Genomic DNA, 20,930 nt, shown 5'->3' on the forward strand with positions numbered 1-20,930 from the left:
AAGAATTATTATAGGATACGAGAGGGTTCCGAGGGTTCGACGTTGAAGTGCGACCAATAGGCAAAAACAAAAAAACAGAGGTAATTAATCAACTACCTCTTTGCATCGAGTAAAGAAAAATCTCGAAAATGAAATTTTTTCTACCAGCTTGATTTGGTTACGCCTGGCAACAAACCTTCGTGAGCCATTTCACGGAAAACGTGGCGAGATAGACCAAAGTCACTGTAATAACCGCGAGATCTACCCGTCAGCCAACAGCGATTGCGCAATCTGGTGGGGCATGCATTACGAGGAAATTGTTGCAGTTGGCGGTGTAGGTTGACTCTTTGTTGCTGTGTCAAAGAAGCGTCAGCGAGTTGATCTTTAATAGCATCACGCTTTTCAGCATACTTTTCTACTAGCTTTTCGCGCTTTTTCTCGCGCTCAATCATGCTCTTTTTAGCCATTGGGATTTTATGTTTGGAAGTGCAGTGTTCAATTTATGACAGCTATCTATAATAACCAATTTAGCTAGCTATGTGCAAATTTAATTTACTTTTTGAAGGATCGGGGACAGATGTACTCGATAGATCTAAGTTTAATAAACCTTTTCTCCTTGATAATTTCCAGGTGGGTGGTACTGGCAAACAAAAATATCATTGATGCCATCAGTGGCTAATCCACATCCCACTTCAGTTGTGTTTCTCCAGATAATTTGAGTGTAATGACCGACGTCAAACCATTGACCCGTCCTTGAAATATTTGGGAAAATTCCAAGAACAAAATTTTGTTTCTCACTGCCCCAACTTTCTACCATCTGGATTTGGCTAAACCCTTTAGCACTGCCTTTCCAGATATTTTCACCATTGTTCGTCCCACTATGTTCAAAACTATTTGTTATGGCTAGCCGATCTGCCCATTGCTGCGCTGATTTAGCGAGATTGTTTGACCAAGTCAATGCTGGCAAGTTGAGCTCCCTGCGATAAAGATTGTGGGCGTTTAAAATCTCTGCTTGCTTCACCCCACTACTTTGGGCTTGTACTGAACCAAGGGGTAAGGTCGCTGAAAGTAGGATGCTAATCGTTGTTGCCCCTGTAAATAACCAAGAAGTAGGGTGATTAACTTTAAACATAAATTAAATATGCTCCATGTTTTTGGACGCTTATGTTTTTAGACGCTTATATAGAGGAAATTCATGAATTACGCCTACGATTCTAGGCAGAGAAAAATAGCTTATAAGTCATGCTCGATGCGATATCGGCAAAAACTGAATGATGAAGGCTGAGAGCTACTCCCCATAACCAATCGCCGATAACCAACTAGAGACTGTGTTACAAACAGTTACAAAATGAAGTTAGAATGGACTACTGCAAACATTCTACGCAATTAGCTGATTCGCTCTGATTTGCCGACTCATCCAAATTCGTATACTAAATCTATCAAGATAAGCAAAAAATTACTATGGCAGAAATAACGACCCAACAAGTACAAGAATTACGCGCCAGAACTGGGGCTGGTATTAAAGATTGTAAAAAAGCTTTGCAAGAATCAGATGGTGATGCAACCAAAGCGACTGAGTATCTTAGACAAAAAGGATTAGCATCAGCAGTCAAAAAAGCTAGCCGTGCAGCCACTGAGGGCATCGTACATAGCTATATTCACTTTGGTAGCCGCATCGGTGTGCTGGTGGAAATTAACTGTGAAACAGATTTTGTGGCTCGTCGTGAAGAACTAAAGGAACTTGCCGATAACGTAGCTAAGCAAATTGCTGCTTGCCCCAATGTTGAATATGTGAGTACAGCGGATGTGCCTGCCGAGTTTGTTGAGAAGGAAAGGGCGATCGAATCTGGGAAAGATGACCTTGCCAGCAAGCCTGCCGCAATTCGCGACAAGATCGTTCAGGGTAGAATTGATAAGCGGTTGAAAGAATTGAGCTTATTAGATCAGCCTTTCATCAAGGAACAGACGATTACCGTTGACGAACTTGTCAAACAGACGACCGCGAGACTCAATGAGAACATCAAAGTCAGAAGGTTTGTTAGATTTGTTGTGGGTGAAGATTCACAAAAAGAGACGGAAGAAAATTCATAAAGCCTAAAAAGCAAACTCTAAAAGAAAAATTAATCTATGCTGCGGCGGATTGAGCAAGAAATTGAGGAGATTGAGATAGCGATCGCGGTCTTAAAGGCGAAGCTTGAATCAGTTTTTCTTAACTATACTCAAGCTGTAGCTCAAACGGTGCAGCAGCAATTGATCTTGGCGGTTTTTCAGCTATGTACGCACGATCGCCCAGAGGCTTTTTTGTCCTTGTCTCTGAGCGATCGCCAAAAGTTACAGCGAGATGTGCAAATACTTGCCAAATCTGCTGTTGAAAATGTGAACCAAGTCCTAAGTCAGTCCGATCCATCGAGTCTGACTGACCAAGAAATAGTCGATCATGCTTTGACAACGGCTTTATTGGAAGTTTCCCACTCAGTCAATCAGTTACTGCTAAAAGCAAAAGTTTTAACGGCAATCGATTCTGAATCCAGTAAAAAAGTTCATCTGCGTCCATCCGAAATAGAGTTTACTAGCCGTGATGTGATGTCCTATCGTGGTGAGCTGCGCGTGTTATCCGCAAAATGGCATCAGTTACATAGCGAACTAGAGAAAAAACGGCAGGCAAAAATTGTTGCTGAGGCTGAGCAAGCCTGGCGTTCCACTTGGCAGGAACAATAGTTCTCTGTATTGCTTCTGTCTTCTGAATTTAGCGCCCTCACCGCATCGTCACAAACTCCTCTGCTGCGGAGGGATGTATGCCGATTGTGGCATCAAGATCTTTCTTCTTACCTCCCATATTCAGAACGATCGCCATTCCTTGAATGATTTCTGCGGCGTCTTTACCTACCATGTGAATGCCTAAGAGACGTTCTTCCTCGCCTACAACCACCAGCTTCATCAGGGTCTTCTCATCTGCACTTGTGAGGCTATGGAACATCGGGCGGAACTGAGAACGATAAACTTTAACGGAATCTCCGTATTGTTCCAATGCCTCCGACTCAGTTAAACCCACCGTTGCTGCCTCTGGCTGTGAGAAAACTGCGGAAGCAACACCCCGATGGCTCATGAGGCGAGGAGTATGACCAAAGACAGTATCCGCAAAGGCGCGTCCTTCCGCGATCGCCACAGGCGTGAGATTGATCCGATCGGTACAGTCACCAACCGCATAGATATGGGGCTGACTGGTGCTGCTATCGGGTTTAACTGCGATCGCGCCCTTTACAACTTCCACACCGACAGTTTCTAAATTCAGTTTGTCAAGGTTAGGTTTGCGTCCCGTTGCAGCGAGAACTGTATCTACTATAAGATTCTGCGGGTTACGATCGCTGTCTAAAAATGCGATTTTCAAGCCATCCTCACCCTTAGTGATTTGAAGAGAAGGTGCATCGATCCCAGTATGAAAATGAATGCCATGGTTGGTCATCCCCGTTTGAATACTGTTGCGAATATCTAGATCGAAGCCTCTCAAAATATGGGTGTCACGAATAATTTGAGTAACTTTCGCACCTAAGCCATTCATAATACCCGCAAATTCCACGCCGATATAGCCACCACCAATCACAGCAAAGCGTTTAGGAAACTGTGGCAGGTGAAACATCTCACGGGAGGTAACTGCATGTTCGATTCCCACGAGGTCAGGCTTGATTGCTTCGCCACCGACAGCAATGAGAATACGCTCCGCAGTAACTTTGCGAACGCCTACCTCTAGGGTATGTGCATCGAGGAACTTGGCAAAGCTAGGGATTAACTCCACATGATTCTTTTCTAAGAAGTTAATATGCAGGTTGCTCAGGCGTAACACTTCCTGATTGATTGTCTGTACCAACTTTTTCCAATCAAATTCTGGTTTTACGGCAGACCAACCATAGCCCTCTGCATCGTGATAGAGATGCGAAAACTGTGAGGCATAGACCATCAACTTTTTGGGTACGCAGCCCCGAATCACACAGGTACCACCAACTAAGTCGGCTTCAGCGATCGCTACTTTTGCACCATAGGTAGCAGCTCGTTTGGAAGCGGCTAAACCACCCGAACCCGCACCAATCACAAACAGGTCATAATCAAATGTCATAGTTTATAACTCGATCCTGTAGCTTAGATCTTACTTTCTTAATCATACCTAGGGTTGTTCGAGTATCAGCCCTTTGATTTACTTGCATGGCTCGTGGTGCGAATGATTATCTTACGAAACCTATTCATGTTGCTGAGCTATTGGAAGCGATCGCGACAAGGCGCAGTAGAAAGGACACAGTCTCAGCCATTACCTCAGCGATCGCTTCCAAATCTTTTTGGTCTTTTGTTAAAGATGGCTTTACGTTAGTGTGTCTTTATGTTAATCTTCACAAAAGCAAAAAATATTACAAAACCAAGATTTATGTATACAGAGGGCAGTATTGATGGACTGACTTCACAAGCGATTCCTTTCAGGATGCGTTCCGCCGCAACTTCAAACCCCTTTGATTTCAATACTCCCTCACCTTTAAGTAATAGTCAAACCCACAACCAAGGCGCAGCCTCACTCTACCTCCCCCATTAACTTTTGAATCTCAAGATTCCATTTCAAGCCCTCAATCCGAAATCCGATCGCAACCCCTTGCCAGTCTTAGTTTTTCAAAAATCTATTTTGGGTCAAGACTCCTACATAGCCTCTCCATCGATTCCATTAGGGACTGACTCAAATCCCGAACTTCTCCACCCAGACACATCCTTCAATCCTAACGCTCCTGTTCGCTTCGACCCCTTAACTGGAATACTTTCGATTCAAGGAGATAGCAGAGACAATATTCTCCACGAAGCGATCGACACACAAGGCTATTACGAACTCAATCTCGACTAGAAGCAACGCAGGTAACGCAGGCAAAATCATTCTCGATGCTGGTCAAGATATTACAATGGGGGCAACCACTGCGGATTCTTTCTTTAAGAACGCTGGAAGCATCGAAGTAATACCATTTTCAAAAAATGATGCGTTGCATCATTTTTTGAAAAGACCGCGCTCGGCGCGGAACCCCAAATTCGATCTGTTGCAAATTTAAAAGAAATTGGTATAACGAGTACCGAAGGGAATATCAACTTTGGACAAAATGCAGTGGCAGCAAATTCTAAGCGAGGAAATGCTGGCAAGATTACCCTAACTGCCAAGAGCACGCCTGATAATCGCACAATTACCACGGGACTCATTGATGCAGGGACTGATGGCGATAATTAATCCAGAAGCAGCATAGGCATTGATATACAGCCGAATATTTGGTTCATCAAGCCGTTCCCTCAGAATCGGTTTGAGTTGTACCCATTCCGTAGGCAAATCTTCACTCTTTTGCACCATAGCCAGAACTTTCTTGGTAACTTGCAAAACTAATTGATTATTGTGCGTGTAAAAAAAGTAGCGATAGGCGGAGACTAAAACATCTGGGCGATCGCCTGCTAGCGCGATCGCCTGCTGTATATATCGATCGGCAATTTCTGGTGTATGCCAATGCTTAGAAACTGACAATAGTAACCGTTGGATTTCCTCAGAAACTGGATGCCAAGAGAGTGGAGCAACTGACTGCTGGGGGGGAGAGAGGGGCGTGACCATTGCAATATCTAGGAAATCGTAGATGCTGGAGATCTCTATAACTGTCAGTCGTGATTTCTAGGCGATCTCCATCTAAACAATCAGCAGCCTATTGATAGCGCTCCAGAAAATCTAAAGCCTGATTGCGTAATTCGTAATACTCTTTAGACTCTCTCAATTCATGGCGATCGCGTGGACGCGGTAAAGGAATATCTAACACTTTCCCAATTGTCGCTTTGGGGCTATTTGTCATCATTACAACGCGATCGGACATAAAAATTGCCTCATCGACATCATGAGTAATCATCATCACCGCTTGGCGATGATTTTCCCAAATATCTAAGACTTGTTGCTGGAGCTTGGGTCTGGTCAAGGCATCTAGCGCTCCAAAGGGTTCATCTAACAGCAGCATTTTAGGGCGAGTTGCCAAGGCTCGCGCAACCCCAACCCTCTGTTTCATACCGCCTGAAAGTTCGTCGGGATATTTATCGGCGGCAGCAGTCAGATTCACCATTTCAATATGTTCATTTACTACCGCGATTTTTTCAGCACGACTGGCGGTTTTGGACACTTCATCTACCGCCATGCGAATGTTTTCTCTTACCGTCAGCCAAGGTAACAACGAATAGCCCTGAAAGACCATCATCCGCTCTGCTCCTGGTTTGCGAATCAGCTTGCCTTCTAAGGTGACTGAACCTGAAGTCGGTTTCTCTAAACCTGCCACAATCCTGACTAGGGTTGATTTGCCGCAGCCTGAGTGACCGATAACTGAGACATATTCCTGCTCAGCAATCGCGAGGTCAATGCCATCTAGCACCACAAATTGACTACCATCAGGTTTGCGAAAAGCCTTGACGATATTCTCGATTATCAAAAACGGCTTGGAGTGGGGAGAATTATTGGAATTGAGCGATGGTGGGGTAGTCATAAATATTATGCAAGGAAAAATTACGCAAGGAAAAAGGATTTGGGCGCATTGGTCCGAATTTCAAAGCTGTTCAGATAGCTGATGGGGTTGCTAGGGTCAAAGGATTTGCGATCGATAAAAGCTGAGGCAGGTTCCACTTTATAATCATCCGATGGACATTTAATTCCCATTTCGGCGGCAATTTCCCGATACAAATCAGTTCGCCATGCTTGACGGGCGATTGCTTCAGCATTCTTAGGGAATTCTAGGATTTGCCCCCAACGGGTTGATTGGGTCATCAACCATAGGCTTTGGGATTGCCAGAGAAAAGTGGAATGGTCATGGGCAACTTCAGAAACAGAAGTAGGCATTTCAAAGAATAGCGTTGTCTCTAAACTATTGGTAATGCGTGATTGATTATCAAAGCCACCATAGTTATAATTTCCAACAATGGCAGGTCGAGTATATTTCACATTTGCACCTGTAAAGGAGCGCTGAGAAATAATTTTAGCAACTTCTTCACGATTGGCTGATTCGCTGCAATACTGACAGGCTTCGATCATCGCCTTTACTAGCGATCGGTAGGTTTTAGGATAGTCCCGAATGAAAGATTCGCGCACGGCTAACAGGCGATCGGGATGACCATGCCAAATTTCTCGCCCTTGGGCAAAGGTAAATCCCACGCCTTCATTGCCTGCGATCGCTCTTGTATTCCAAGGCTCTGCGACCATATAGGCTTGAATCGTTTCCATTCGCATATTGCTCACCATCTGGGGCGGTGGGGTGATAATGGAGCGTAACTCAGCAACGGGATTGATGCCAGCCGCCGAGAGCAAATAGCGAATAAAATATTCATAAATGGAAGAACTCAAAACTGTTGCCCAGACGCGCTCATCGATGGGTGCAGTTTGCCAATAGCTTCGCAAATCTTTGCCGAATCTCTCTAAGTCTCCGTTATAGGTAGATAAGGGGCGAATACCTGCCTCCCACAGATTGCGATTGAAGGTAATCGCGTTGCCATGTCGATGAATAGTCATCGCCGCACAAAGAGGAAAATGTCTTGCGCCTTCTGCACCAGTTCTCGCATTAGTGACAGCACCCGATACGACGGGCGAGGCATCTAAGCGCCCAAAAATAATCCCGTCACGGGAATTAGCCCAGCTTGCTTCACGACTGAGTGTCACATTCAAGCCATACTTCCGAAAGAATCCCTTTTCCCAAGCGATCGCAAAGGGAGCGCAATCGTTAACGGGAACAAAGCCAACAGTTAAGTTGGGCTTTTCGAGACTGGTGGGGTTAATAATTGGTTCGACCGCAAGGGATGTTTCCGATAGTCCAGTGGGATTTCGTCCTTGTTCTTGGACGCAAGCGGAAAAGGCGATCGCTGAAGCAGTGGCGGTCATTCCCTTGAGGAATTCTCTTCTTGTACGCGGTGTGTACATGGAAATCTCCCAAGTCTATGGTTGTACAGGACGACGAGTCACGATCGCTTGCAATTTGGCGAGAGCATAGTCCAAAATTAGCCCTGTTACTCCAATCACAAAGACCGCCAAGAATACTGAACTTACATTCAATCGATTCCATTCATCCCAAACAAAAAAGCCAATGCCAATGCCCCCCGTGAGCATTTCCACAGCCACAATTACTAGCCATGCAATCCCTAAGCTGATGCGTAAACCTGTAAAGATATAGGGCAAACTAGCGGGTAAAATCACCTTAATTAACTGCTTCCATCGGGGCATTTCTAGAACTTGGGCAACTTCCAAATAGTCTTTGGGAACGTTACTGACTCCTTCGGCAGTATTGATAATTGTTGACCAAAGCGAGGTAATAAAAATCACGAAAATTGCGGATGGCTCCGCAGCATTAAAAATTGCAAGGGCGATCGGCAACCACACGAGCGGAGAAACAGGCTTAAACACCTGAATAATCGGGTTAATCGCTAACCAAGCATGACGAGATAATCCAATCCAAACGCCAACGGGAATGGCAACCACAGCACCCAAGGAAAATCCAATACAAACTCGACGTAGGCTAGCCAGCAGTAACCAGCCAATGCCGATATCCCCCGGCCCGCGCCGATAAAATGGATTTAAAATAAAATCTAAATTCTTGACCAATGCTTCTGGCGGCGTGGGCATCATTTCATGTCGAAATAACGCGATTGCCCACCATAGGGCGATGACTCCTGCAAAGCCAGCGATCGGTAAGATGACATTAGCTCGCAAGAGACTGCGAAAGAACCAAGTTATCAATGCACTCATAAAAGTGCGGGCATTAGTGGCTAAACTCATTAAAACCTCGCGCGACAGTAGCTTGTTTTAGATGAAGTCTTTTGTAGTCTCTATTCAGTCAAGGATAAGTTACCGCAAATCACGATCGTAAGTCAATTGCGATCGCCTCAATTACCTATGTGCTAAAGATTTGCTGAGGGCAATCGCTAGTACTGTAAGTCGTGGGTTCTAGGAGATCGCATCAACAATCTATCTCCTCAAGGCGATCGCTATTACCGTGAGTCGTAATTTTTAGGCGATCGCTTTTAATGATTGTTTCTATTTTGTTGGTTTTGTATTGCTGTTGAGTGGTAATCTTTTAGTTTTTGGGTGGGAAGTAACGATAAATTTCTTTGCGATGCAGGACTCGACAAAAGGTAATAGTTCCATCTTGACAAGTCACTCCAATTCGATAATCTCCTACTTTGATTCGATAAGCATTTTCATAACCCTGTAACTTTTTGAGGTTTTGGAGGTCTGCTAATCCCTCAAGTTTAGGAATCTCTTCAAATACAAGTGTGTTTATGGGTTTGAAGTAAGGTGTACTTTTGAGAGCTTTAAGTTCTTTAATAAAGCTGGGAAGGTAATTAACGTTCATACCTTTTCCATTTCGGCAAGTGCTTCTTGGAGGCTAAGAGGCTTTTCGTCTTTGACTTCTAGCATGGCATGGACAAGACCTAAATCTTCGATCGCTTCGACAATTTCAGGTTCTTGAGAATGACTTTCTGAAACTGGTGTAACGCTTTCGCGAAATAGACGAATGATTTGCAGGAGGTTTGACCAATATTGCTCAGGGATTTTGTTTAGCTCTTTGGCTAGTTCTTCCGCAAATATGCTTGGGATATTGGTTGACATCTTTATCATTCCTGAATGCAAAGTATTTTCAGATTAGCATAATTCGATTTTAGCGATGATGTCTGGGTGGCAAGGTCAAAAATCTACTATCGGATGATAGCGATCGCTATTACTGTGAGTCGTAATTTTTAGGCGATCGTTCTTTATTCTCTTACATATATCGTATATTAGGTATTGGAACCTAGATCAAATGTCTAGACTTCTAAACTTCATGTAATTACTACAAGGATTTAACTGTGATTACAAATGCTAGTAGCCTTACCCTTAGCTCTCTCCGTCAAACCTTTGGCTTGAGATTCGACTCTAGCGATCGCTTTTTTGATGAATGGTTAAATCATGCGCCGACTCTAACCGAAGCGGAACTACAAGGACTAGATCGCCTCACTCGAAACTATACCTATCTCAGTCAAGAAGAACCACCTCTCGAAGAAATTGTTAAGCTTGTTGTAGTATCTCCCTTGCTAGATTTGGCAGGTTTCTATCAGTTTCCTTTTTTGGTAAAAGCAGAAGTAAGTACCAATATCGAAGTTGCTGACGAAGCTAATGCTATGGTGGTTCAAGGCAGAATTGATATTTTGGTAATCCAAGACAGTTTTTGGATTTTGGTAATCGAATCAAAACCTGCAAGGCTAGACGTTACGGCGGGAATTCCCCAAGCACTTACTTATTTGTTGAGCGCTCCCAACTTACAGTCAAGTTGTTATGGAATGGTTACAAATGGAAGAGAAGTATTGTTTTTGAAATGCGATCGCCTCCAAAATGTCCCTCAATATACGCGATCGCATACTTATCGATTACTCGAAAACACAATGGAACGTGTTCAGGTTTTGCAGGGACTTAAACAAATTGGTTCTTATATTGGCGATTTGAGGAGTTAGGCGATCGCTAGTACTGTGAGTCTTGATTTTTAGGCGATCGCTCCATACAATCAGCAGCCTATTGATATCGTTCCAGAAAATCTAAGGCTTGATAGCGTAATTCGTAATACTTTTTAGATTCTCTAAATTCATGGCGATCGCTTGGACGCGGTAAAGGAATATCTAACACTTTCTTGAAACATCGTTGTGCTTATCTCAATGGTCTATTCTATTCTCCTAAGCATTTATACTCAGCACCAAGCTGAGATGCTTCCAAGAAAAATAACGTTCAGTAAATATTTTTAACCCATTTTCTGTATCAACTGATGGGATATTTTTTCCTCTCCATGATATGCGATCTGGGTTATCTGCTAGAAAATTGCAGATTAGAGAAAATGACTCAACAAGACCATTTTCAGAATTTTTATTATTGCAATATGTAGAAGCAACTTGTCTAGCTAGCGCTATGTTAAACGTCAAGATCAAATTCCTCAATTAGTAGCTATATTTTTGCTTTCAAGTTAGGCTGACATAGGGTATTTAGTCAGGAAAATATTTATTTTATGCCAAACACCCTATTCGGTTATAAAGACCAAGCAAACTGCTACCTACCTCAATCGCTCGATCAACCGATCGCCTACTCTTAGAGCATTCGCAATAATCGTCAAAGCAGGGCTAACCCCAGCATTAGATGGGAAGAAGCTACCATCGACAACATAGAGATTATCGAGATCGTGGGTGCGGCAATCGCGGTCTAAAACGGAGGTTTTCGGATCGTCGCCAAAGCGGCAGGTTCCGCATTGATTTGCCATTACTTGCAAGGGAACTTCTCCACGGGGATGTAGGAAACCGCTATGGAAGCCATCTAGGGATTTTTCGATATTCTTTAATACATCAGTCCAGCGATAAATCAAGCGATCGTGGGCTTCGGAATTATTAGGCGTGTAATCGATATAGATCTTGTTGTTTTCTACCCGAACGCGATTATTTGGGTCTGGCAAATCTTCCGTTTGCGCCCACCAGCCGATGGAATGGGTAGCCAACTGCTTCAGTCCAAACCCCGGCATTAACTTGGCAACAACAGAAAAGACAGGTGGCGATTCCGCAAAAATGATATCGGTGAGCAGCCCGCCCGAATTTTGGATGTGTCCCATGGGATAGGGAAAATCCGCATCACCCCAATAGAAATCATTCACATAAATTGTCTTTTGGAACGAGCCTGAATTTGGTTTCGTACTGAGTTGTACCACCGTTGACAACAAACTTTTCATCAAATTTCGTCCCACTCGATCGGAACTATTAGCGAGTCCTTTGGGATGTTGATCGCTGGCGGATTTCAATAGCAGAGCTGCTGAGTTGACTGCACCACAGGCAAGTACGACGATATCTGCCAAAAAGAGATAGGATTGACCTGCAACTTCCGCTTCTACACCTTTAACCACTCGCCCAGTCGGATTGGTATGTAAACTGATGACCTTGGCTTGGGTTTTTAAGGTAACATTTTCATACTTCAAAGCAGGGACGATGCCGCTGACTTCCGAATCATTGGTGGGGTCATCCTCTTGACGGGTCAAGCCTAGAGGAATCGTGGATGGATGCAAACCAAGGTTTGCGATCGCATCGTAAATCTTTTGAATGTCAGGCTCGTGACTTACCGCAGGATAGGAATATTCGGAACTGTGGGTTGGCTCGGTGAGATCGCCATTCGTTGAGCCATGCACCTTATACAAATTCCCAGCTTCGGTGTAGTAGGGTTCAAAGTCAGCATATTTCAAACACCATTCGGGGGAAATTCCCGCTTGATGGGGTACTTCCTCAAAGTCGCGTTCTCGTAGGCGTAGCAGAGCTGCACCATAGATTTTGGTGTTACCCCCGATCGCATAATTCATCTGCGGTGAAAACGGTTCGCCTGAAATGTCGTACCACTGTTCGGGGGCGTGATAGCGTTCGCGTTTAAAGATGTCGATATTGCTACGGTTCTGTTCTTCGAGGGGCATAAAATCGCCACGTTCGAGGATGAGAATCTTCTTTCCTGTCGCCGCCAGCTTATAAGCAAGGGTTCCACCGCCAGCACCAGTTCCCACAATAATTACATCGTAATAATGGTCGTCAATAATCATCGTTTTGCCTTTGAGTAAAAGAATTTAAGTGTATTGAGATCCCCGACTTTTTCTAAGAGCGTGTTTGAGAAATTTTTTACCCCCTCTAGCTCCCCCTTAGTAAGGGGGAGGATTTAAGTTTCCCCCTTACTAAGGGGGGATTAAGGGGGGTAAAAGTAGAAATTTATACGAGATACTAGACTTCTCAAACACTCTCTACTCAATCAAAAGAGACTTACTAGTCCATAAAAAAGTCGGGGATCTATGTACGGCATTTATGTACGGGGATCGAAGTTATTGCCAAACGTAAATCAGTGTAAACAAAACAATCCAAATTACATCGACAAAGTGCCAGAAGAGGGAAGTTGAGGCAACACCAAACTCTCCTTTAGCATAATTATTGGGAAGGAACGATCGCCCTAGCATAATTAACTGCAACAGCACGCCCGTAAGTACGTGTAGACCGTGAAATCCTGTCAGCAGATAGAATGTGCCGCCAAATACGCCATCGCCAAAGCCAAAGGGCAATCCACTCCATTCCACGGCTTGACCGTAAAGGAAGTAACTCCCCATCGCGATCGTTAGCAACCAGAAAGCGCGAAAGCCCCAGAGATTCTTTTTGTGGAGGAATTTTTCAGCGAGATAGATTGTGAAGCTACTCGATACGAGAACCACCGTATTAATCGCAGGTTCGCGGATTTCTAAACCTGTCACACCGACGGGGAGCCAATCTAAGGCAGTGGTTTTGTAAACGATATATCCTGCAAAAAAGCTGAGGAAGATTACGCTTTCCGAAAGTAGGAACACCACAAAGCCAAACATGCGGTTGTCATGTTCCTCATGCGCTGACCCATGATCAAGAGTTGACGCAGCGATCGCTACGCCAGAAGTATTCAGAGAAGTATCAATTGGTTGCATGAGCGACCTCCAATGCATCAGAATTAGAAACTAAGGGTTCATCTTTGCCGTAGCCGTAGGGTTCGGAAACCACAATGGGAAGCTCTTCAAAGTTCTCATGGGATGGAGGTGACGAAACTAGCCATTCCAAACCGATCGCCCGCCAAGGATTTTTGGGAGCTTTTTCTCCCTGTACCCAAGAACCAACCATATTCAGTAGAAAAGGCAAGGTAGATATGCCCAAGAGAAAGCCTCCCAAACTAGCAATCACATTCCAAAAGGCAAACTCAGGATCGTAGGAAGCAACGCGGCGGGGCATTCCCTGCAAACCTAAGGGATGCATGGGGAAAAAGCAGGCATTCGTACCGATAAACGTGAGCACAAAATGTAGTTTCCCTAAACCTTCGGAATACATGCGTCCGGTCATTTTGGGGAACCAATGGTAGATTGCAGCATACATGCCCATAACCACTGCGCCATAAATCACATAGTGGAAATGTCCGACCACAAAGTAGGTATTGTTAACGTGAATATCCACAGGAACGGAGGCAAGCATAATGCCCGTGATTCCTGCAAACACAAACATGGTTAAACCGCCGAGGGCAAACAGCATCGCTGTCGTTAGCTTAAGTTTACCGCCCCAGATCGTTGCCACCCATGCGAACACCTTAATCCCCGTTGGCACGGAGATCATCATCGTGGTTGCCATGAAGATCATGCGCATCCAACTTGGGGTGCCGCTGGCATACATGTGATGCACCCAAACGATCCCGCTTAAACCTGTGATCACCAACGATGAAACCGCCACAACCTTGTAGCCAAACAGCGGCTTGCGGGCATAGACGGGGAAAATTTCGGAAAAAGCCCCAAAGATCGGCAGAATGATTACATAAACAGCAGGGTGAGAATAGAACCAGAAAAAGTGTTGAAACAGAACGGGATCGCCGCCTTTCGTCGGATCGAAGAAGCTCGTACCGAAGGTGAGATCGGATAAAAGCATGACAGCTCCTGCGGTCAGGGCAGGTAAACCAAACAATTGAATAATCTGTGCGGCAAGAACCGTCCAGACAAACACAGGCATCTTAAAAAAATCCATCCCTGGGGCGCGCATTCTAAAAATGGTGGTAACAAAGTTAATTCCACCCATAATCGAAGAGATCCCTGAAAGCGCAACGGCTAACAACCAGAGAAACTGACCGTTAATGAGGTTACCCGTGGGATTCTGAAGACTAACGGGAGGATAAGCCCACCACCCCGACTGAGAGGGCCCACCGGGTATAAAAAAGCTTGCCATGAGGATAATGCCAAATACGGGAACCATCCAAAAGGCAACTGCATTTAAACGTGGGAATGCCATATCGCGAGCGCCGATCATCAAAGGCACGAGATAGTTAGACAGTCCTAGTAGGGAGGGGAATGTCCAGAGAAACAGCATCACCGTGCCGTGCATGGTAAACATGGCGTTGTAAACCGTGCGATCGAGCAGATCGGCTTCTGGGGTAATCAGTTCGCCACGAATGATCATGGCGAAAATGCCACCCACTAAAAAGAAAAAGAAGGAAGTGACCAAATACTGAATTCCAATCACCTTATGATCGGTGCTGAAACCAAAGAACCGCTTCCAGTCTTCGGGTTTGCCGGGGAGTGGCTGTTGCACGCCCTCGATCGCATCAACAGAAATATTCGTCATGAGTCACTCGCTTGAGAATTAGAACTTGAATAGTTGACCACTGGGGGAGCCGCAGGTTCGACGGTCTGCCAGTTATTGCTGCTGCGGTTATTGTATTCAGCAGATGCAGGATTGTAAGCAGCTACAGGAGTTTGCTTAGCGGCATCCGCTAGCCATTGCTGATAGGCTTCGGGCGACTCCACCACCACATCCGTTTGCATTGACGCAAAATAAGTCCCGCTATATTGAGAATCGCGCAGACGATATTTCCCTTCGCGAATCGGTGTGAATTCAAAATCAATATCACGTCCAGGGATTACATCTTGCTTAACGCGAAAAGCAGGAATAAACAATCCATGCAGCACATCTTCAGAATGGAGTGCTAGCTTGATCCGCCGATTGTTCGGGATATGTAGCTCCGTACTCGTTACATTGCCACCAGTCCCATTGCGATAACGGAATTCCCACGACCATTGCCTTGCAAAAACCTCAATATTTTCAGGGGTTTCAGCATTCTTCTCTGTTTCTAATGGGGCAGCATGGGCAGCTGCCATCATATGCACGTGTTCCATAGGTCCCAATATCGACATTCGGTCGTAGATTTGGTAGCTATAGCCGGCAATCCAAATCACTAAAGCGATCGGAATTGCTGTCCAGACGATTTCTAGCTTGATATTTCCCTCAATGGGAGGACCGTCACTAGAATCATATTTACCTGCCCGTTGAAATAAGATCGAATAGCTTAACGTGCCAATGACACCTACAAATATGAAAGTTCCTAGGGTGACTAAAAAGCTGAACAGATCGTCAATCAAAATTGATTCAGCCGAGGCTTGGGGCGGAAACCATGTATAGGCTTGTTGCCCCATCCACAAACTAATCAAAGCATTCACGATCGCCAAAACCACCAAAATTAAAATCGTGCGAATTTCCATAGATCTCCTTATTGCCCCAGCAGACTTAGATCTTTACCCATGCGTAACAAGCGATCGGCAGTGATATGGACGCCAAAATCAGAGGCAAGCTGTGCGCCCAAGGTTCCATGCACGAACATGATCGCAAAAATTCCCAATCCTGCTAACAAATAGCTCCACTCCACTTGACGCGCCATATCTTTGCGCCAGAGAAACCTTTGAAACCCTCGCCATACAGTCATGGCAACAATTAGGGCTAGGAGTGCAACACCACCTACACCGTGCCAGAGCATGGTTTCCATTGGATGCAAGCCCCAAGCGCTCTTCACATTCTCATCTGGGGAAGCCAGCAAGATTTCATAGAACCCTGCGCCCACCGTAAAGAAGGTGATGACTGCGGCTCCCACCATGTTGTACCAACCGACATCAAAAAAGTTGGAACGTGTGGCTGGAATCGCCAGAAATTTGAATACAGACTTTTCTAAAGGGAATAGGGCTCCGACAATATCAAACCCGATCGCCACAATAAATAAGCCCAAGGTCATGTGAACTAAATTGGGATGAATGGGAATTACGTAGGGTAAACCATTCGCACCTAGTTGAGCGATTAATTGCTCAATCGAAACTACACTCATTGCAAACCACCCTCTCTAAATGCTTCCACAACTGGAACTGTGTGCAATCCATAAACCCAGACCAGTAAATCGCCAAGATAGACTTGAAAGAAGACCAGTCCTGTTAACAATACGCCCACACCCAAGAAGGCGACAGGTAACTCTTTGGGGTCGCGGAGCCGCACCACGTAACGCCATCCTGTAATGGCAGTAATGATGCCCGACAGTGCCCATCCTAGTAAAGAATGTAAATTCAATGTCTTTTCCACGGAGGCATAGGGTTCTGCCAATCCCGCTTCGATTTGCCCAAAAATAATCGCAATAAAGATAGAAATGGTGGCAAAAAAGAAATTCCACCAACTCACTTCATACAGGCGAGGATTGCGCGTGAAGTAGCCGATCGCATCGCATAGTACGGCAAACAATACCATCGCAATGACAAAATGAACCACGATCGGGTGAATTGTATCGGGATAGGGTAAGTTATGGTCGTTTAACGGTGGAAGGTATTCCAGCATATTTTCAGTGCGTAATGAGATGATTGATTTTCCGATCCGCTGTTGGGCTAACCCAACGGCATTATGCTCAGTCAAAGCCCAGTAAAATTCACGTTTGGAGGCAAATCCAGACTTAGGACTGCCACTCAGACTTTATCCATATAATTCCGTAATGGAGGAAATCATATCGGCTCCAAGCATATCTTTAAAGCACAGATTGTAACAAAAGTGAAGTATAGACATGGTGTTTCGTATTTAGCTCTATGTCTGTTTGCTTTTTGGTAAACCGCTGTCGCGATCACATGGCGCTCAACAGACCTATTGCCAAATTATATAATTGTTAAACTATATAAACCTATATTCTCTTTTTTAAATCTTTAAAGCGGTAAAATAAATTACAACCAAGGAATTGAGAATTGCCGCGATCGCCATAGCCATTATTCGCAAGAAGCCCTCTTATTGAAAACAACTTAGGCGAAGTCATTGCCAAAAATCTGAGAAGTGGGGTTAAGTCTCTAGCAACTTTTTGACCTGTTTGAAGTGAAAGCTATTTCTCACTTGCAAGTAAAGCGATCGCGAGCATCGCGAACACGAGACCAATATAACCATTTATAGAAAGTGACTTTTGCTGAAGGAAGAATGTGCCAAGCACGTTACTGAGGATAAGACCACAGGAACCCATAACCGCCGCAACTCTGCCAATCTCTGTGGAACTCCATAAATAAATCTGTCCTGCAATTCCGACAAAGCGCGTGATCGTAAATACCCAAAACCAAGGATGACCAATCATTTCTATGCTAAAGCCATGCTTATATAAATAGCCCGCCGCAGGAATTTCGCCCACAAGAAAAATCAGTTGGGTTATCAGTGCGATCGCCAACAAAAAAGCATTCATAAAATCTTTTATATCTTGGTTATGCCAATTTCACTTAAATTTGCAACAGCTCCTAATTTGCGTTCCGCTCTCCGCACAGACTTTCAAAAGACGACGCATTGTTTTTTGAAAATGTTACTACAAATGGCTCAATATGATTCGGAAAATAGGAGCTTCAAGAGTGGAAAGAATAAAAACTTTCTGTCAATTCCCACGTTCTTCCGTACCCCTGCACAAACAAGCCGATCATTTTGCAAAATAGGTGCTGGAGGTTTACTCATGCTAGGTGCGATCTCTTGGCATAGAATTTGTATAGAATGCTTTTCCCCATAGCTATTTTTAGCGATCGCAACGCGGCTCGCTTCTAGGCGATCGTGCAATCAGGTTACCCAGAAATACAGTAGCGATTTCTTCCAGATTGTTTTGCTTGGTAGAGAGCTTTGTCTGCGCTTGAGATTGGGTCTTGTAAAGAAGTCGTATATTGCGGCACGATGCAAGAAATTCCCAAACTGAGGGTAATGCGATCGCTTATAGGAGATTTGGCATGGGGTAAAGCAAGATCGTAAATTTGAGCGGCGATCGCTTCAGCAACCCGACTCGCTCCTTCAATGGATGTATAGGGAAGTATAACTGCAAACTCTTCGCCACCGTAACGGGCGACTAGATCGGTAGGGCGTTTTAAGAGCAGACGTATACTATGAGCGACTTGCTGCAAACATTCATCGCCTAGAATGTGACCGTAGCAGTCGTTATAGAGCTTAAAGTGATCGACATCAGCCAAAATCAGGGATAAAGGTTGTTGTTGCTGCGCTAACATTTGCCATTGTTGCTGCCAATATTCGTCAAAGCGACGACGATTGGCAATTGTAGTTAAACCATCCATCGTTGCTAGCTCATACAATTTTTTGTTGGCAACTTCTAACTCGATCGCAGCTTGTTCGGCTTCTTTGCGGGCGATCTCTAAAGCAGCATTCTGATGCTGCAAAGCCAAGGTTCTCTCTCTGACACGTTCTTCTAATTCTTCGGTTAATTGATTGAGTTCTTGGTTTTGTGCCTCTAATGCTTGCGTTAACTGTCTGAGCTTTAAATGGAGTCGAACGCGAGCCAAAACCTCTTCCTTCTGGAATGGTTTTGTGATGTAATCCACAGCACCTAAGTCCAGTGCGATGAGCTTATCTTCAGTATCTGCTAAAGCTGACATAAAGATGATAGGAATATCCATTGTTTGCTCGTCTTCCTTGAGTTGACGGCACACCTCAAATCCATCAATTCCTGGCAACCTCACATCTAGTAAAATTAGATCGGGAGCTTGAAGGTGAATCTGCGCGATCGCATTGATGCCATCAACTTCAACCCTCACTTCGTATCCTTTATCACTCAAAGCTCGATAAAGGACTTCAAGATTGATAGGATTATCATCAACGATCAGAATGGTAGCTTCGGTTTCTGAGGTAGCGATCACGATCTTTTTTGGGGAGTAAATTCGTCTTAATTTACGGCACTGGGGATCGCAATGCCATTGAACATAATTTCTGAATGGTCTATTACCTTACCAGTTATCTTTGTAATTGAGCTATCCAGAAATACAGTATTGATTTCGTCCCGCTTGCTTCGCTTGATATAAAGCTTTATCTGCACTTGAGATTGGGGTTTGCAAAGAAGTTGTGTATTGTGGCACGATGCAAGAGATTCCCAAACTGAGGGTGATGCGATCGCTGACGGTCGATGTGGCATGGGGTAAGGCAAGGTTGTGGATCGCCTCGGCGATCGCCTCCGCAACTTTAATCGCTCCTTCCATAGATGTATAGGGTAAAACCAAAGCAAACTCTTCACCCCCATAACGTGCCACTAGATCGGTGGGACGGTTTACGACAAGACTCATACACTGAGCGACCTGACGCAAACATTCATCGCCCAAAAGATGACCGTAGCAGTCGTTATAGAGCTTAAAGTAATCGACATCAGCCAAAATTAAAGATAAAGGTTTCTGTTGTTGTGCCAATATTTGCCATTGTTGCTGCCAATATTCATCAAAGCGACGACGATTGGCAACAGAGGTTAAACCATCCATCGTTGCCAGTCCGTGCAATTTTCTGTTGGCAGCTTCTAATTCAGCTGTTCGCTCGGCAATCTTGGTTTCGAGCGTTTGCATATGTTCTTCAAGTTGAGACTGGGTGCGTTGCAAGTGGCTTAGGGTCTGGTCTAGCTCAATTTTTTGTCGTTCGATGGTGATAATGTCTCGATAGGAACGAAGGGCAGCGATCGCCACTGTTAAAAGCCTTTGGCGCGTCAGTTCCACTTTGAGCTTATAGTCATTAATATCGTATTTTAGGATGACTGCCTCTTCTGGGGCCTCACCAGGATGCCCTGTGCGCAAAATAATTCGCACTTTCTGATTGTTAAGGGCTTCTCGAATAAATTTCACGACGTTTAGACCAGCATCATTCGTCTCCATCACGACATCCAGTAAAATCAAAGCCGCATCTGGATGCTCGTACTGGAGTAAGTGTTTGCATTCCTCCCCAGAGTATGCCGAAATAAACACTAACGGTTTGTTCTCAAACCTAAATCTTTTGAGCGCTAGCTTCGTTGCATGATGGACATCGGGTTCGTCGTCTACAACAATCACTTTCCATGCACTCGTCGCCCCTGTGTCTGTATCAAAAAGATCCTCAGAACTGTCTTCATCTTCGTCACGAAAGCAAATCCGATCCTCCAAAACATCAAGAGAAACCTCTTTATCCGTATTGGATACAGTTGCTTTTTTGGGGTTAGAGATGAATATTTCAGGCATCAATTTTTCAATCAAAAATCAGTTTAATTCTCGTATTTTCGCACAAAAATCAGAATATCTCGATGGCACGAGACTTACATACTAGACTTACTTCAGAGGTTCCCC

Annotated in this window: 25 protein-coding genes; 6 read left to right on the forward strand and 19 right to left on the reverse strand. The window is 44.6% G+C overall.

Annotation, left to right across the window (positions count from 1 at the left end):
• Positions 1-140: 140 nt before the first annotated feature.
• Together rpsN and ACP2WE_RS08630 are read right to left on the reverse strand one after the other, a co-directional pair.
• Positions 141-446 carry a 30S ribosomal protein S14 gene (gene rpsN / locus ACP2WE_RS08625; protein WP_330483521.1) on the reverse strand — a complete coding sequence of 102 codons (306 nt, stop codon included), beginning with the start codon at positions 444-446 and terminating at the stop codon, positions 141-143.
• 131 nt (positions 447-577) lie between these two features.
• Positions 578-1,111: a CAP domain-containing protein gene (locus ACP2WE_RS08630; protein ID WP_425215145.1), complete on the reverse strand. Its 534-nt coding sequence runs from the start codon at positions 1,109-1,111 to the stop codon at positions 578-580.
• Positions 1,112-1,440: 329 nt separating this feature from the next.
• On the opposite strand from ACP2WE_RS08630, the gene tsf reads away from it, so the two are divergent.
• Both tsf and ACP2WE_RS08640 read left to right on the forward strand, forming a co-directional pair.
• Positions 1,441-2,070, forward strand: coding sequence for a translation elongation factor Ts (gene tsf / locus ACP2WE_RS08635; RefSeq protein WP_425215146.1), 630 nt, complete (start codon positions 1,441-1,443; stop codon positions 2,068-2,070).
• A gap of 36 nt (positions 2,071-2,106) precedes the next feature.
• The gene (locus ACP2WE_RS08640; protein WP_425215147.1) at positions 2,107-2,697 is read left to right on the forward strand and encodes a hypothetical protein; all 591 of its coding nucleotides are present in this window, start codon (positions 2,107-2,109) and stop codon (positions 2,695-2,697) included.
• A 37-nt stretch (positions 2,698-2,734) separates the two neighbouring features.
• Here the strand turns inward: ACP2WE_RS08640 and gor are convergent, their stop codons facing one another.
• Positions 2,735-4,090 carry a glutathione-disulfide reductase gene (gene gor, locus ACP2WE_RS08645; RefSeq protein WP_425215148.1) on the reverse strand — a complete coding sequence of 452 codons (1,356 nt, stop codon included), beginning with the start codon at positions 4,088-4,090 and terminating at the stop codon, positions 2,735-2,737.
• 102 nt (positions 4,091-4,192) lie between these two features.
• Here gor and ACP2WE_RS08650 point away from each other — a divergent pair, with 102 nt between their 5' ends.
• From ACP2WE_RS08650 to ACP2WE_RS08660, 3 genes are read left to right on the forward strand one after another with little or no spacing between them, the layout of a single operon-like run.
• Positions 4,193-4,339 carry a hypothetical protein gene (locus ACP2WE_RS08650; RefSeq protein WP_425215149.1) on the forward strand — a complete coding sequence of 49 codons (147 nt, stop codon included), beginning with the start codon at positions 4,193-4,195 and terminating at the stop codon, positions 4,337-4,339.
• A gap of 9 nt (positions 4,340-4,348) precedes the next feature.
• The gene (locus tag ACP2WE_RS08655) at positions 4,349-4,555 is read left to right on the forward strand and encodes a hypothetical protein (protein WP_425215150.1); all 207 of its coding nucleotides are present in this window, start codon (positions 4,349-4,351) and stop codon (positions 4,553-4,555) included.
• A 3-nt stretch (positions 4,556-4,558) separates the two neighbouring features.
• The gene (locus ACP2WE_RS08660) at positions 4,559-4,855 is read left to right on the forward strand and encodes a hypothetical protein (protein ID WP_425215151.1); all 297 of its coding nucleotides are present in this window, start codon (positions 4,559-4,561) and stop codon (positions 4,853-4,855) included.
• A gap of 294 nt (positions 4,856-5,149) precedes the next feature.
• Here the strand turns inward: ACP2WE_RS08660 and ACP2WE_RS08665 are convergent, their stop codons facing one another.
• The 6 genes from ACP2WE_RS08665 to ACP2WE_RS08690 all read right to left on the reverse strand — a co-directional run bounded on the left by ACP2WE_RS08665 (position 5,150) and on the right by ACP2WE_RS08690 (position 9,610).
• Entirely contained in the window at positions 5,150-5,596 is a 447-nt protein-coding gene (locus tag ACP2WE_RS08665) for a hypothetical protein (protein WP_425215152.1), read from the reverse strand.
• Positions 5,597-5,684: 88 nt separating this feature from the next.
• Positions 5,685-6,503, reverse strand: a complete 819-nt coding sequence (locus tag ACP2WE_RS08670; protein ID WP_425215153.1) for an ABC transporter ATP-binding protein — start codon at positions 6,501-6,503, stop codon at positions 5,685-5,687.
• Between the two features lie 20 nt (positions 6,504-6,523).
• Positions 6,524-7,924, reverse strand: coding sequence for a CmpA/NrtA family ABC transporter substrate-binding protein (locus ACP2WE_RS08675; RefSeq protein WP_425215154.1), 1,401 nt, complete (start codon positions 7,922-7,924; stop codon positions 6,524-6,526).
• Positions 7,925-7,939: 15 nt separating this feature from the next.
• The gene (gene ntrB / locus ACP2WE_RS08680; RefSeq protein WP_425215271.1) at positions 7,940-8,746 is read right to left on the reverse strand and encodes a nitrate ABC transporter permease; all 807 of its coding nucleotides are present in this window, start codon (positions 8,744-8,746) and stop codon (positions 7,940-7,942) included.
• A gap of 328 nt (positions 8,747-9,074) precedes the next feature.
• Positions 9,075-9,353, reverse strand: a complete 279-nt coding sequence (locus ACP2WE_RS08685) for a type II toxin-antitoxin system RelE family toxin (RefSeq protein WP_425215155.1) — start codon at positions 9,351-9,353, stop codon at positions 9,075-9,077.
• Positions 9,350-9,610: a RelB antitoxin-like protein gene (locus ACP2WE_RS08690; RefSeq protein WP_425215156.1), complete on the reverse strand. Its 261-nt coding sequence runs from the start codon at positions 9,608-9,610 to the stop codon at positions 9,350-9,352. The genes ACP2WE_RS08685 and ACP2WE_RS08690 overlap by 4 nt, the downstream gene beginning before the upstream one ends.
• Positions 9,611-9,846: 236 nt before the next feature.
• Between ACP2WE_RS08690 and ACP2WE_RS08695 the strand changes: the two genes are divergently transcribed.
• Positions 9,847-10,488 carry a restriction endonuclease subunit R gene (locus tag ACP2WE_RS08695; RefSeq protein ID WP_425215157.1) on the forward strand — a complete coding sequence of 214 codons (642 nt, stop codon included), beginning with the start codon at positions 9,847-9,849 and terminating at the stop codon, positions 10,486-10,488.
• A 216-nt stretch (positions 10,489-10,704) separates the two neighbouring features.
• Here the strand turns inward: ACP2WE_RS08695 and ACP2WE_RS08700 are convergent, their stop codons facing one another.
• The 10 genes from ACP2WE_RS08700 to ACP2WE_RS08745 all read right to left on the reverse strand — a co-directional run bounded on the left by ACP2WE_RS08700 (position 10,705) and on the right by ACP2WE_RS08745 (position 20,840).
• A complete protein-coding gene (locus ACP2WE_RS08700) occupies positions 10,705-10,962 on the reverse strand; it encodes a SinI family restriction endonuclease (RefSeq protein WP_425215158.1) in 258 nt (85 codons plus the stop codon).
• 113 nt (positions 10,963-11,075) lie between these two features.
• Complete coding sequence (locus tag ACP2WE_RS08705; protein WP_425215159.1) at positions 11,076-12,587, reverse strand: GMC oxidoreductase; 1,512 nt, start codon at positions 12,585-12,587, stop codon at positions 11,076-11,078.
• 273 nt (positions 12,588-12,860) lie between these two features.
• Positions 12,861-13,484, reverse strand: coding sequence for a cytochrome c oxidase subunit 3 (locus ACP2WE_RS08710; protein WP_425215160.1), 624 nt, complete (start codon positions 13,482-13,484; stop codon positions 12,861-12,863).
• Positions 13,471-15,153: a cytochrome c oxidase subunit I gene (gene ctaD / locus ACP2WE_RS08715; protein WP_425215161.1), complete on the reverse strand. Its 1,683-nt coding sequence runs from the start codon at positions 15,151-15,153 to the stop codon at positions 13,471-13,473. The genes ACP2WE_RS08710 and ctaD overlap by 14 nt, the downstream gene beginning before the upstream one ends.
• Positions 15,150-16,067 (reverse strand): cytochrome c oxidase subunit II, encoded by a 918-nt coding sequence (locus ACP2WE_RS08720; protein ID WP_425215162.1) that lies wholly within the window; start codon positions 16,065-16,067, stop codon positions 15,150-15,152. The genes ctaD and ACP2WE_RS08720 overlap by 4 nt, the downstream gene beginning before the upstream one ends.
• A gap of 8 nt (positions 16,068-16,075) precedes the next feature.
• On the reverse strand, positions 16,076-16,681 hold the full coding sequence (locus ACP2WE_RS08725) for a DUF2231 domain-containing protein (protein ID WP_425215163.1): 606 nt from the start codon (positions 16,679-16,681) through the stop codon (positions 16,076-16,078).
• A complete protein-coding gene (locus ACP2WE_RS08730; protein WP_425215272.1) occupies positions 16,678-17,178 on the reverse strand; it encodes a DUF2231 domain-containing protein in 501 nt (166 codons plus the stop codon). Before ACP2WE_RS08730 ends, ACP2WE_RS08725 begins: the two co-directional genes overlap by 4 nt.
• A 526-nt stretch (positions 17,179-17,704) precedes the next feature.
• Entirely contained in the window at positions 17,705-18,052 is a 348-nt protein-coding gene (locus ACP2WE_RS08735; protein WP_425215164.1) for a hypothetical protein, read from the reverse strand.
• A 364-nt stretch (positions 18,053-18,416) separates the two neighbouring features.
• The gene (locus ACP2WE_RS08740) at positions 18,417-19,493 is read right to left on the reverse strand and encodes a diguanylate cyclase domain-containing protein (RefSeq protein WP_425215165.1); all 1,077 of its coding nucleotides are present in this window, start codon (positions 19,491-19,493) and stop codon (positions 18,417-18,419) included.
• A gap of 111 nt (positions 19,494-19,604) precedes the next feature.
• A complete protein-coding gene (locus tag ACP2WE_RS08745) occupies positions 19,605-20,840 on the reverse strand; it encodes a diguanylate cyclase domain-containing protein (protein ID WP_425215166.1) in 1,236 nt (411 codons plus the stop codon).
• Positions 20,841-20,930: the final 90 nt, after the last annotated feature.

This window comes from Tumidithrix helvetica PCC 7403, from assembly GCF_965232925.1.
In the GTDB taxonomy this organism is placed as follows: Bacteria; Cyanobacteriota; Cyanobacteriia; order Pseudanabaenales; family Pseudanabaenaceae; genus Tumidithrix; species Tumidithrix helvetica.